Annotated in this window: 9 protein-coding genes and 1 pseudogene; 2 read left to right on the forward strand and 8 right to left on the reverse strand. The window is 65.5% G+C overall.

Annotated features, from left to right (window positions below; translation table 11 throughout):
• Positions 1 to 9: 9 nt before the first annotated feature.
• Genes AC1D2F_RS20735 through AC1D2F_RS20745 form a run of 3 tightly spaced genes read right to left on the reverse strand, consistent with a single transcriptional unit; the run spans position 10 to position 4,006 of the window.
• A complete protein-coding gene (locus AC1D2F_RS20735) occupies positions 10 to 1,908 on the reverse strand; it encodes an acyl-CoA synthetase (protein ID WP_476967608.1) in 1,899 nt (632 codons plus the stop codon).
• Complete coding sequence (locus AC1D2F_RS20740) at positions 1,905 to 2,843, reverse strand: fumarylacetoacetate hydrolase family protein (protein WP_229996090.1); 939 nt, start codon at positions 2,841 to 2,843, stop codon at positions 1,905 to 1,907. Before AC1D2F_RS20740 ends, AC1D2F_RS20735 begins: the two co-directional genes overlap by 4 nt.
• Entirely contained in the window at positions 2,840 to 4,006 is a 1,167-nt protein-coding gene (locus tag AC1D2F_RS20745; RefSeq protein ID WP_476967609.1) for a VOC family protein, read from the reverse strand. Before AC1D2F_RS20745 ends, AC1D2F_RS20740 begins: the two co-directional genes overlap by 4 nt.
• A gap of 120 nt (positions 4,007 to 4,126) precedes the next feature.
• On the opposite strand from AC1D2F_RS20745, the gene AC1D2F_RS20750 reads away from it, so the two are divergent.
• Positions 4,127 to 4,825 carry a TetR/AcrR family transcriptional regulator gene (locus AC1D2F_RS20750; RefSeq protein WP_229996155.1) on the forward strand — a complete coding sequence of 233 codons (699 nt, stop codon included), beginning with the start codon at positions 4,127 to 4,129 and terminating at the stop codon, positions 4,823 to 4,825.
• Positions 4,826 to 4,869: 44 nt separating this feature from the next.
• Here AC1D2F_RS20750 and AC1D2F_RS20755 read toward each other — a convergent pair whose 3' ends face one another.
• The 3 genes from AC1D2F_RS20755 to AC1D2F_RS20765 all read right to left on the reverse strand — a co-directional run bounded on the left by AC1D2F_RS20755 (position 4,870) and on the right by AC1D2F_RS20765 (position 10,977).
• Positions 4,870 to 6,096, reverse strand: coding sequence for a pentapeptide repeat-containing protein (locus AC1D2F_RS20755; protein WP_229996154.1), 1,227 nt, complete (start codon positions 6,094 to 6,096; stop codon positions 4,870 to 4,872).
• Positions 6,097 to 6,269: 173 nt separating this feature from the next.
• A complete protein-coding gene (locus AC1D2F_RS20760) occupies positions 6,270 to 7,316 on the reverse strand; it encodes a zinc-binding dehydrogenase (RefSeq protein ID WP_229996153.1) in 1,047 nt (348 codons plus the stop codon).
• A 439-nt stretch (positions 7,317 to 7,755) separates the two neighbouring features.
• Positions 7,756 to 10,977 carry a bifunctional cytochrome P450/NADPH--P450 reductase gene (locus AC1D2F_RS20765; protein WP_364742610.1) on the reverse strand — a complete coding sequence of 1,074 codons (3,222 nt, stop codon included), beginning with the start codon at positions 10,975 to 10,977 and terminating at the stop codon, positions 7,756 to 7,758.
• Positions 10,978 to 11,222: 245 nt separating this feature from the next.
• On the opposite strand from AC1D2F_RS20765, the gene AC1D2F_RS20770 reads away from it, so the two are divergent.
• The gene (locus tag AC1D2F_RS20770) at positions 11,223 to 11,840 is read left to right on the forward strand and encodes a TetR/AcrR family transcriptional regulator (RefSeq protein ID WP_229995190.1); all 618 of its coding nucleotides are present in this window, start codon (positions 11,223 to 11,225) and stop codon (positions 11,838 to 11,840) included.
• Between the two features lie 353 nt (positions 11,841 to 12,193).
• Here the strand turns inward: AC1D2F_RS20770 and AC1D2F_RS20775 are convergent, their stop codons facing one another.
• A complete protein-coding gene (locus AC1D2F_RS20775) occupies positions 12,194 to 12,451 on the reverse strand; it encodes a hypothetical protein (RefSeq protein WP_476967610.1) in 258 nt (85 codons plus the stop codon).
• A 53-nt stretch (positions 12,452 to 12,504) separates the two neighbouring features.
• Positions 12,505 to 12,823, reverse strand: a pseudogene (locus AC1D2F_RS20780) (amino acid-binding protein); the annotation flags it as partial.

Below are 12,823 nucleotides of genomic sequence, written 5' to 3' on the forward strand. Positions count from 1 at the left end.
GGACGATGATCATCGATTCGCCTTTCCTGCGGGCCGATGCGTGATCCGCCATCGGACGCCGTACTCGTCGAGGGTGCGCTTGACGGCCGCATGCGATGCCTCGTCAGCTCGCACGGTGACGACTATCGTGCCGTCCTCGATATCGGTCTCCACGGCGTGCACGGCGGCCGTCTCCCGCAAGGCCTCGCTCAGCGCTACCCTGGTGGCGTCCGCCCGGAGCGCGAGCTTGTAGAGTTTGCCGACGGCAGTGACCGGAAGCTGGTTGACGATTGTGACCGACTTCGGCGAGGACGCCCGTTCCCCGACCCGGTCATCCGCCCATCGGATCAGGTCCTCGGTCCTGGTGGTCGCACCAGCAGCCAATGTTACGTAGGCGACAGGTACCTCTCCCGCATGGCGGTCGGGTCTGCCGACCGCCGCTGCGCCCGTCACATCCGGGTGCGTGAGGAGGGCGTCCTCGACGATTGCCGGGTCGATGTTGTGGCCACCTCGGATGATCAGATCCTTGGCACGGCCGGTGAGCTGGACGAAGCCGTCCTCATCGACCTGTCCGAGGTCGCCGGTGTCGAGCCAGCCGTCCCGCAGTTTGCCGAGGCCGTCGAGCAGGATGCCGTCGGGGCCGTTGCCGATGACGTAGCCGGGAAAGACCGTCGGGCCCTTGATCACCAGCTGGCCTCTTACGCCTGGTCCGACATCGTGCCAGTGACCGGCGTCGTCGACGTGCACCGACTTGATCTGCTGGTAGGGCAGCCGGCAGCCGAGCGAACTGTTAGTGGCGCCTGGGAAGCTTCGGACGCTTACGCACGTAGCTTCCGTCAGGCCGTACCCTTCGATGAGGGCGACGCCGGTGGTTGTCTCGAAGCCGGCACGCACGGCCGGGGGCAAGGGGCTGGCTCCGACCATGGCGTGGCGCAGGCTGCTGATGTCGGCGTTCACGGGAGACGCGGCGAGCGTGGCGTAGACGGTAGGGACGGCGCTCATGGCGGTAAGCCGGTGGTGCTCGACCAGCTTCCAGAAGACGCCGTAGAGGGCGGGGTCGCGGTAGCCCAGCGGTCCGGACCACACGACCGACTGGCCCTTGAAAAGGGGAGCGAGGACGGTCACCACGAGTGCATTGACGTGGAACAACGGCAGGGCGGCGAAGTACACGGCGTCCTCGCCGGGGAGGTCGTTGGCTGCGAGCATCCAGGCGTCGGCGACCTCGTTGGCTTGGGTGTGTGCCGCCAGCTTCGGGGTGCCGGTCGTGCCGCCAGTGTGGAAGAGTGCCGCCACATCGCCTTGTCCGGGCCGATCGCCGTGGAACTGCTCGGACGACGCGGTTGCTGCCCGGCGCGTCAGGTAGTCCACGCTTGCGAATCCGACGGTCGAGGCCGGGCCAGCGGGTGCCTGCCCGGTCGGTGACATGAGGAGCACGTAGTCCACCAGGCCCTTCTTAGCGAGGCTGAAAGCGGCCTCGGTGACGACGGGATCGAGATCGGGCCCGGCCGCCACCAGCACCCGCGCGCCCGAGCGCTGGAGCAGCTCGGCGATGTGGTCCTCGGACAAGCCGGGGTTGATCGGGACGGCGATTCCGGCAGCCTGGGCGGCGAGGGTCGCGGAGATGAGCTCCTGGCAGTTGGGCGAGAGTAAGGCCACGGTGTCCTGGCGGCCGACCCCGATTTGTCTCAGCAGGTTCGCCATCCGGTTCACATTGGCGAGAAGCTCAGCGAACGTCAGCGTGGCGGGTTCCTGCCAGCGCTCGGCGTTCCGAAGTACTGCCACTGCCGTCCGATCCGGCCAGAGCCGGGCGGCTCGGCACAGCAGCTCGTACGTCGATGCCGGAAGTCCGCGTTCGGACAGGGGGGTCCTCTCAATGTCGACGATGTCATCTGGGCTCGAGTACCGTGGCCAGAGAGTCGTGCCGTTCACCGGGCGTCCCTCACCGTCGTGCGCTGGCGCCCCAAGTCGATCTTCCCGTCGTCGGTGCTGACGGCGATCTCGATGACGTCACCGCTCTTGAGGTACTTCGGATTGCGGCCCTGGGCCTTGAAGAACAGGCGCCACTTCGTGGCCGGGGGCAGCAGATTGCTGATGATCTCGACTGGCTTCGGTGGTGCGCTCAGTGCGGTGCCGACAGGGGTGCCAGTCAGCACCAGGTCGCCGGGGGAGAGGTGCTGAAAGCGGGTGAGTGCCCCCAGCGCCTGGACGGGGAGGTAGATCATGTCGGCCACCGTCATGTCCTGGCGGACCTCGCCGTTCACCCACAGCCGCAGCCGCAGCTCACCAAAGCGGTTCCAGTCCTCGGGATCGAAGAGCACGAGTGTCGGTCCGGCGGGCGTAAAGCTCGGGTAGGACTTGGACTCGTAGAACTGGGTCTTCGGCAGTTGCAGGTCGCGGGCAGAGATGTCGTTGGTGATCACGAGCCCAGCGACGTAGTCGGCGATCGTGTCGTCGGTGATAACCGAGCCGACCGGGGTCTCTTGGCCCATCACGAGGCCGATCTCAGCCTCGTAGTCGAGGAACCGCACGTGCCCGGGCCGGACGACGTCGTCATGGGGCCCGCTGATCGAGCCCGAGGACTTGCGGAAGAAGGTCAGTGGGATTTTCTTAGGATCCATGCCGGCGTCCCTCACGTGCGAGGCGAAGTTCGTCATCTGGGCCACCACGCGGCACGGCACTGTGACCGGCGAGATGAGGTCCAGGTTTTCCACCGGCACAGTTTCGCTGCCGCCGATCGCGGCATTGATGGCCGCCCGATCGGCGATCAGCTCGCCCGTGGTGGTCGCAAGAGTGGCGATACGGGCGGCGCCGGTGGGCGTGTGGACCCACCAATTGTCGGCGGTACGCAGGATGGAGACGGTCATGAGGTGGCTACTTTCATCAGGCCGCGCAGGCGCGTGAAATCGAACTCGTTGTCGTCGCGGAGGGCTGAGACCATCGAGGCCAGCTCGCGCAGCGACTCCCGGCCGGGGGTGATACCGAGGAAGTCCTTGCTCGCCGGAGGGCCCCACTGGGCGAGATTGGAGGCGGACATTTGTGCCCAACCGGGCTCGAGGGTGCAGTCGAACATGTCCCCATCGGTGAAGTGCTCGACCAGGAATCCGTTGGGATCGCGCCAGTAGTCGAAGATTTGGCTGCCCTGGATGTGGCGGCCGATCCCCCACGAACGGCGGTACCCAAGGTCGTGCAGAAGCTCACCGCCGGCGGCAAGGGCATCGAGGTCAGCGACCTGGTATGCCGAGTGCACGTAGCGGTTCGTCGGTCCCAGCGTCATCGCGATGGTGTGATGATCGGTTGGTGTCGAACCCCGGTCGCAGCGGATGAAGCTCATTGTCGGACCGCGCTCGCGCTGGCCAGGGTAGTAGAGGAAGTCGCTGACGATCAGGCCGAGGTGTTCCAGGTGCCAGTCGAGCGTTTCACGGTACTTTGTGCTCTGAAGCACGACGTGACCGAGGCGCTGAACCGTCGCTGGTTGACGCAGTGGCCGCTGGGTCTGGTTGGCCCGCGCCAGCTCGTGGCCGGAGTTGAACGTGAGCGGCGTCTGGGCCGGTAGTGCAGGGAGTTTGTGCGTGTCTGCGACGACGCGAATCGCCGCGCCGCTCGGATCCACGAGGTTAACCCCTATGCCGCCGATGGTCTCCGGTAGTTTTTTCGTGGTCGTGCCTGTCGCGTCAGCCAGGCGAAGGACGTCCGAGGCCTCGGCCGCAGTGAACGCGGCGCCCAGGTATTGCGATCTCGGTCCGCGCCGTACGATCACGCACGGCGCTCCGGTGTCGGTGCCTCGGAGGTGCAGCTCGTCAGGGGTGCGCAGGCTCGTGGCGAAGCCGAAGGCGTGCGCGAAGGTCTCGGCAGCGAGCAGGTCTGGCTTCTGGAACTCGAGCCAGGCGATGTCATGCACCTTGATGATCGGGTTCGCCGCCCGTCCGCGGTGCTCGCCTCGCAGCGCCCCTTGCTCACTATGCAGGTCAGTGTGCAGGTCGCTGTGGGTCCCAGGGTGGTCATGGTGGTCATTCATGGATAGCCTCACTTTCTGAATCTATATTCGATTATGAAGATATCGTCAGTCAAGGGCAGTTGAAGATTTCTTCACTATATTGATGGCGCGCTGGTAGGATTCCTTTGACCGGATGACTTCAAGGAGCCAGCGATGACCCAAGCCCCAACTTCGTCCCCGGAACCCACCCGGTCGCATCGACGGAAGGCGCAGACTCGCGCCGCGTTGATCCGCGCAGCACAGTCTTTCCTGGCTCAAGGACGGACCAATACGCCGGTGCTGGAGATCACTCAGGCCGCGGACGTTGGGATCGGCTCCTTCTACAACCACTTTGAGTCGAAAGACCAGCTGTTCGAGGCAGCGGTCGAGCACGTCATGGACCTCCTCGGCGCGGTCCTGGACGAGCTCACCACCGACGTCGACGACCCCGCCGTCGCGTTTGCCACCAGCTTCCGGTTGACCGGTCGCTTCCACCGCCGTGAACCTCAGCTCAGCAAGGTGATCCTGCACGCAACTCTCGACATCCTCGGCGCGCAGACAGGACTGGCGCCGCGTGTCCGGCGTGACATTCAGGCCGGCGTCGATTCCGGTCGGTTCACAATGACAGACGTCGACGTAGCCGTGGTGTGCGCCGTCGGTGCGGCAACCTTCCTCGGACAGCTCATCCATGCCGAACCGGACCGCGACGACGCCGAGACGACGGATCGGGCGACCGAGGCGCTGCTGCGAATGTTGGGTGTCTCTGCCAACGAAGCGCGTGCAATATGTAGCAGTCCACTCCCCGAACTCCAAACGGCCGGGCTGCGCGGTGCCGTCGACGAGGTGGCAGCGAACGGAGACGCTGCCCGCTGAATTGCCCGACCTCGGGATGCCGGCGGGGAACGACCGTCACCATGCTAATCGCGCTCTGGAACCTCTGGCGCTTTCCGGGTTTCGAGTTTTTGGAGGCCGTCCGCAAATTCGCAGTTGTGAATCAAGAGTTCGGTGAAGTCAAACCCGCTCATTTCTTTACTGCCTGTAAATATGTTCTTGTCGAAGGTGCAGTTGATGAAGGACAAGGATTTGGGCCGCTGATACGTGGCGAAGTTGAAGCTACCGTCTTCAAATCGGCAATCTTTGAACGTTAGGGACAGGGCATCGCGGCTTTGTTCGACATTTTCAAATTTTGTTCCGCTGAAAGTGCATCGGTTGAATTCGATTCGACCGCGACCACTGCCGTTTTCGTCGATACTGTATCTGACGCTGCCGCCATGAAACACGGAGTCCTGGAAGAGAAGATTGCCCATGTCCAACTGCAGATCGGTCAGGTCGACGCTGCCGGCGGCCACGTACCACCTGGCCATGTAGCCGAGGTCATGGTCTCCACGGTCCTCGGCACGAACGCCTCGGAGGTCCAGCTGTGCGCCATTGACGTATAGGTCGGAAATGTTGGACGGGGCATGATATGCCATGTTGATGCGCAGCCCCCAGTACCGTCCCTCCTCGAGCCCTGCCTTTAAGCGGCGGAGGATGGTCGCGGTAATGAGAGAGCCTACATCCGAAAGATTATCTTTGTCCTTCTTGGCCAGTCTTAAAAATTCAGTCAAAAGACTTACACAGTTTTGCCGCTCAACTTCGTTGCGCTCCGCAAACCATTCATCGGTCAGGGACTCGATTGAATGGACGCCAGCAATGGCAAGGGGGAGCTTTTTGCTCCCCAGCTGCTCTGCTGCAAGTGAGTATCGGTCCCTAAGGGCGGAGACCACCTGGGTATCATGCTGCCGTTGCTGTAGTTCCAAAAGGCTGTTGGTGATCGAGAGATTTTCCTCTGTCGCTCTTTGACGCCGGTAGGTGAGGAGCAGCGTCACACCAACACCGAGCGCAGCCCCTGCTGTCACGGCGTTCCGAAGAACGCCGGACTGTTGATCAGTCGTCAGCGTCTGCTGATTTCCCAAGGGTGTCAGACTCTGCGTGGTGTAGGCGGCGAAGACGTAAGATAGCGCCGCGACCAAGGCTAGGGAGGCGAGAAACCCGAGTAGGACCAGCCCCCATAGGCTGACTTTTTCCTTCGAAGCAGCCGTCGGGGACTCGTGACGTTTCCTAGACATGGCATCCTCGATTGTCTCGATTGTTGGGTAGGTCACGGGGGTGAATATGTGCGCTGAACAAGGTTCGTTGCTGCCTCGTTGTCGCTTATGTGGGTCTGAAGACCCGGGACGAAACCGACAGTTCACGAGAGGCCGGCGCCGGTGCTCCCTCAAGCACCGGCGCCCACCCGCTCCTGCCGAGCTGGTCTTGATGAACTGCTGTTCAGCTGTCAGGGCACCAGGATGAGGCGGATCGGGTCGCCGATCTTGTTCGCCAGCCGGTTCACCGCGTCGGCCGCCTCGGCGAGCGGGAAGTGGTCGGTGATCGAGGGGGCGAGGTCTAGACGTCCGACCTCGGCCAGCCGGACCAGCTCGCTGACGGACTCGGGGGTGCCGCCGTAGTGGCCGCGCACCTGCTTGCCGAGGTAGTTGAAGGTCAGGCCCTCGGTGATGGTGAGGGGCCTGGGGCTGATGCCGACCAGGATGAGGGCGCCGTTGAGGCCGAGTACGGAGGCGGCCTGCTCTCGGACGGCGGGCACGCCGGCGCAGTCGAAGGCGAAGTCCAGGCCTCGTCCGCCCGTAGCCATGCGGATGTGGTCGGCGAAGTCGTCGGCGGCAGGGTCCAGGGCGAAGTCCGCACCGAAGGCCAGGGCACGCTCGCGGGCGCTGGGCAGCGGGTCGACGGCGATGACCGGCGCGGCGCCGGCCATGCGGGCGACCCGGACGTTGTGGGCGCCGACTCCGCCGACGCCCCAGATGCCGACGGACTGTGCGGGGCGCACCCCGGCGGTGGCAACGACGGCGGCGTAGGGGGTGGAAACCGCGTCGGGGATGATCGCTGCCTGATCGAAGGGGAGGTTGTCGGGAATGGGGATGAGCGTGTCCTCGCGGGCGAGGGTGTACTGGGCCCAGCCGCCGTCGTAGTCGATGCCGGCGGTGCGCATCTGGGTACAGGGGCGGCGGCGCACGCAGCCGCCGCACTGGCCGCAGGTCTTGCCGGCCTCAAGGGTAACGCGGGTGCCGACGGTCAGTCCGCGCTTAAGGTCAGGGCCGAGGGTGTGGATCACACCGGCGACCTCGTGGCCGACGGTGACCGCGTCGGAGGTGGCGAACAGTGGGACGAGGGAACCGTCGAGCAGGTGGACGTCCGACAGGCAGACACCTGCGGCCTTCACCTCGATCAGGATTTCACCCGGGCCCGGAACGGGGATGGGGACCTCCTCCACGGCGAACTTCTTGCTGTCCAGGTGGAAGCGTCCGGCGAGCATGGTATTCATGGTGATCTGCTTTCTCTGAGCGGCATTTCCTGGCGGTTCGGGCCGATGGCTGCCGTGTGGTTTGTGGTGGTTCGCAATCGGGTGGTGGCCGGGAAGGGGTGCGGTGTCGGGTCCGCCGCACCCTCCCGGAGTCTGGGGGATCAGGCGAATGTGTGGACACCGCCGCGGTTTTCAGTCAGCTGCGGTCTCGCAGTACCAGCCGGCCCATGGCGTATGGGTCAGCTCGCAAGCCCGCCGGTGCTCAAGGTGAGCAGGCGGAAGTTGCGGTGGCGGTAATGTGGTTGCATCGGTTTTGCCGGTGGCTGCCAGGATGCCTCCGTGAGGGGCGGCCGTGGCCTGGGTTTCCGTCGCCATGATGACTCCTTTTGTTGACTTGCTCAGTGGTGGCCGGGAGGGGGCGGGGTGTCGGGACCGCCGCACCCTCCCGGCGTCTGGGGGATCAGGCGAAGACGTCCTGCTGGTAGCGCGCATCGGCTTCGAGCTGGGCGAGCCACTGCTGGGCGGCCTCGTCGTCGCTGCCGGTCCGCTCGCGGTGAATCGCCGCGAGGGCCTCGCGCACGGCGGGCGCCATGCGGCGGCCGTCACCGCAGACGTAGATGTGCGCGCCGTCTTCGATGGCTTGCCATACTGTGTCGGCGGCGTTGGCGATGGCGTTCTGGACGAACCGGGCCGGGTGGCCGGTCACCGCGGAGTAGGCGGTGTGCACCTGGGCGATCCCGGCCTGCTCCCAGTCCTGCATCTCCTGCCGGTAGAAGTAGTCGTGCTCCGGGTGGCGGCAGCCGACGAAGACCTGCGACAGACCCACCTTCGTGCCGCTCTCGTGCTGCGATGCGCGTTCCTCCAGGAAGCCGCGCAGTGGCGCGATGCCGGTGCCGGGGCCGATGAGGATCAGCGGCGTGGCGGGGTCGGCCGGCGGGGCGAAGGTCGGGGAGGGCACGCGCACGTAGCCGTAGAAGACGTCCCCGGGCTCAAGGCCGCCGATGTAGGACGAGCAGGTGCCCCGGTACTGGCCGTCACCGGACAGGGCCGGGCCTTCCAGCAGGCCCACGGTCAGGCGCACGTGGCGGGGGTTGGCCAGCGGGGCGGAGGAGATGGAGTAGAACCGCGCGCGGATCGGACCCATCATGTCCAGGAAGACCGCGAGCGGCAGCTCGACCGCCCGGAAGCGCTCCAGCAGGCCCAGCACGGAGACACGCTTGCCCAGGATCTCAGTCTGATAGCGCTCCTCGGCTTCGGCGGTGTCGGCCGTGTAGGCCTGAAGCTGCGGTCGGGTCCACGGGCACTCCGTGTGCTCAGCCAGCGTCTGCATCTGGGAGCGGGTGGCCACGTCCTGCAACTCCAGGAAATCGGTGAGCAGCAGTCCTGCCGTCACAGGGGTGCCCACAGGGAGGTGGGTGCGGCCGCCGGTGGGCAGCTCCAGGCGCAGGACCTGATCGCGGTCGACGCCGAGCGCCGCGAGGGCACGGTTCACCAGGGCCGGTTCGTTCTTGGCGAAGACGGCCAGGTGGTTGCCGGTCTCGTAGGTGACACCCTCCGGCAGGCCGATGGTGATGGACTTCGCCGCCGGGCGCGGCGGCTCGAGGCTGAAGTCCCACAGGCCGGTGGCGTCGGCCACGAGTTCCTCGTTGGCCACCACCGTGAGGGGGTAGGCCTGCTCGGAGACGATCGCGGGGCGCACGTCCGCCTCGGTGAGCAACTGCACCTGGAAGCGCGGGCTGCTCACCTCGGAGGTGTCGGCGGCGTACTCCTCGGCCAGGGTGGCCCACAGGGTTTCCATCCAGCGGCTGGCCATGCCGTCGAAGTCACCGGCGGCATCCGCGGCGCCGCGCTCGATGACGGGGGTGGCGCCGGCGGCCAGCAGGCCTTCTTCGATCCGCTTGGGGAAGCCCTGGTAAGTGGCCACCCACTGGGTGTTGCCGGCCCCCAGCAGTGCGAACCGCACGTCCGACAGCGAACCCTCCGGGAGTCCGGAAGCGAGCAGGTCGTCGAAACGCTGCGCGTTGTCCGGGGCCTTGCCGTTGTAGCTGGAGGCCACCACGACAAGCAGGCCCTCGGTGGGCAGGTTGTCGCCCAGCTCGTCCAGACCGATCAGCGTGGTGCCGAAGCCGGAGCGCTCACTGCGGTCGGCGATGGTGCGCGCCAGGTCCTCGCACGAGCCGAGGCTGGAGCCGTAGGCGACGGTCAGGTTCACCCCGACACCGCTGACTGCGGCCTGCGCCGGCGTGTCGCCGGTCTGCAGGTCCACTGCGCCGAACACGGTCCGCTCGTGCTCCTGACGGGACCGCACTTCCAGTTCGAAGCCGCCGGGCTTGCGCGTCAGCGCCTCCTGGACGTCCATCTTGTAGTCGTTGGTGTCGGCGAACTTGAACTTCTGCAGCACCAGCGCGAGGGCCAAGCGGGCCTCGGTGAGCGCAAACTGCCGGCCGATACAGGCACGCACGCCGTTGCCGAACGGCTTGTAGGCGTGCGGGTGGTGGTTGACCCGGTTCTCCGGCAGCCACCGGTTGATGTCGAACTCCTCCGGCCGGTCCCACGCCTTGGGGTGGGTGTGCAGCGGGCCCTCGAGGATGTTGACCCGCGCTCCCTTCTTCAGTTCGTAGCCGCCGCCGATGACGGTGTCCTCCAGCGGGGACTTGCCGATCATCGGGATGGGAGCCCACAGGCGCAGGGTTTCCTCGAGGATGCGCGGGATTACGTCCATCTGCATGATCGTGTCGTAGTCCGGGACCGTGTCGCCCGGAAGCAGGCGGTCCACCTCTGCGTAGGCCTGGGCCAGTACGTGCGGGTTGCGCATCAGCGAGTACGTGGCGAACGACAGCAGACCACTGGTGGTCTCGTGACCGGCGATCAGGAACGTCACTACCTGGTCACGGACGTTGTCGTCGTCCAGCCCCTTGCCGGTCTCCGGGTCGGTGGCCTCCAGCATCAGACCCAGCAGGTCATCCTCTGCAGTGCCCTTCCCCTCACGGCGCTCCCTGATCACACTCTCGACCAGGTCCCGCATCTGCTGGATGTTCGCGCGGTACTTCTTGTCATCGGCCTTGCGCAATTTGGTCATCATCGGCAGCTCCTGCGTGCGCCGCAGCGACTCAACCAGCGACTCCAGCAGCGCGTTGAGGAAGGGGTGCAGATCCTCCTTGGCGAAAGAGTCGAACCGGTAACCGAACCCCGACAGGGCGATGGTGTCCAGGGTCAGCCGAGTGTAGTCGTCGGTGATGTTGACCGGCTGGCCCTCCCTGCGCTCCCACTTGCCCACCAGGTTCTGGGCTATCTCCAGCATCTGCCCGTAGTAGCCCTTCATCGCCCGCTGGCTGAAGGCCGGGAGAAGGACTCGGTGCGCCATGCCCCATTCCTCCTCGTGCTGGTGGGCCGTGAACAGGCCGGCGCCCGTGAAGTCCCGGACATGGGCCAGGGGCGTCTTGTCGATCTGCTTGAAGAACCGCGACTCGTCGCAAACCTCGGCCACCAGGTCCGGGTCCCAGACGAAGACCTGCTCGATGCCGGCGATCTCCATGCTGTAGAGCCCCTCGGGGAACTGCTTGGACACTTCGCCGAAGTACTCCACCGGGTTGGTGCTGGGGATTTGCGGCGTGTGGCCGAAGAGCGGGACCGCGCGCGGAGACCTGATGGGTCGCGATTCGTTCTTGAACTGAGTGGTCATGGGTTTGCTCCTTTGTGCAGGGCGTGGATGGGCTGTTGCGTCGGTGATGTTGGAGATGCACCGCAGAAACATACGTTGTATGGAATTGCAACCATACATCGTACGGAAGGTCGATCGCAACCCGGAATGTCGAGTGGCTTCATTCCGCCGCACGGCCGAGGTTATTTCCATACGCTGTACGAATTTGATAGTGTCCGAGTATGGAAAAAACGAAGAGTTCCCCGCGGGGGACCAGGAAAAGAGAGGTGCCTCTGACCGAGGCCGGGATCTACGCCGCCGCCCTGCGGCTCATCGACGCGGACGGGGTCGAGGCGCTCACCATGCGTAAACTTGCCACCGCGCTCGATGCGAACCCGATGTCGCTCTACTACCACGTGCCGAACAAGGACGCCGTGCTGCGGGGCGTGGCGAGAATGGTCGGCGCCCAGTTCCGCACCGTGACGCTGGAGGACGCTTCCTGGCAGGAGCGCATCCGCCTGCTCGCCACGGAGTTCCGGACGCTGGCGCACAGCCACCCCAGGTTCATGGGCTACTCGTTCAGCCTGCAGTCGGACTTCATCCAGCCCGACGACCCGTTCTGGACTGAGCTCACCGCGATCCTGGACGCCGCAGGGGTGCCGCACTCGGAGCTCTCTCATTTCACCGCTCTCGTGGGCTTCGCCATGAACGGTGTCCTCACCGCCGAACTCACCGGCGCGCTCCACCGGTGGTCGAGCCTTAACCCCCCCAGTGTCGGCGAAGATGGGCTCACCCCTCCAGGCCGTGACGAGAACCGCGTCTTCCACCTGGCGCTGGACACGATCATCATGGGTCTGGAGGGCCAACTCGCCGCCTTTGGTGAGAGCCAGGGCGCCGACCATTGATTGTGCGGTCCTGTAGCGTTGCCGCCTGAGGGCGCCTGGCTTTGGCGGCTTTGATGAGGGGGAGTTCGTTCCTGCGCAGTGATCCACCATCGCAAAGCGCGGCGGCAATCCTCTGCAGCAACGCAAAATCGGCACCGCCCCGGGTTGGAGTTGAGGCCCGCCCGAGTCGGCCGCAGTGGTTTGGAGTCACTCCCGCCGAACGGTTGGATGGGCTGACGCCCCTGCCCAAGCCGGTCCCTCACGGCGGCGTCCGCCAGCCTCCCGCCCTCGGGTTTAAGGGGGATGCTTACGCTCCTTCGGTCATCTGTGTCCGGGTGCCGGCTTACCAGTCCGCGGTCTGTCGACCCGGTTCATCAACGGGATGACGACGGCGGTGCCGCAGATCTCGCGTCTCGGGGTGCTGTTGGAATCCTTAGAATGGCGGCGGCCTCCATGTCCACGAGCTTGCGTGTTCCGGTCCTTGAGCAAATGATCCAGAACATCTCCACGGACGGCAGGGTCTGGTTCACCCTTCCTCGGTGCAGGAGCTTGCCGAAGCGCCAGGCTTCGATTTCGTCTCCGTAGGAAAGTTCCGAGCATGAGCGGATAGGTGAGGACTGGGCTGCCGTCATGGTTGTCTCCTTTCGGGGCGGTTCCCGCAGCGGGGACGACACCTCCCGGTTTTCTATTGCCGAGGCCGTACTGGGTGTTTTCGTGTCAATTCAGTGAGCTCGGCGAGCTCGGCTAGCCGGTGTGCCCGGGCGGATTCGGCCGGTGTGAAGGGCGCCCGGGGGCGGGAGAAGCCGAGGGGTCCATGCCGGGGGGATGGTATTTTCAGGACGGTGCCATCACATGCCGGTTTGCTGGTCGCGGGTGAGGTGCTGTCGCCGGTGGGAGCCGCGACGGGCTTGGCGTCGAGCAGTTCGGCGACCGCGAGTTGGAGTTCGCCTGGGTCCTCCACGACCCGCAGGGCAAGGGCAAGGGCCTTGGTCTGGCCGTCCGCC

It is taken from the genome of Arthrobacter sp. P1_B3 (genome assembly GCF_056406615.1).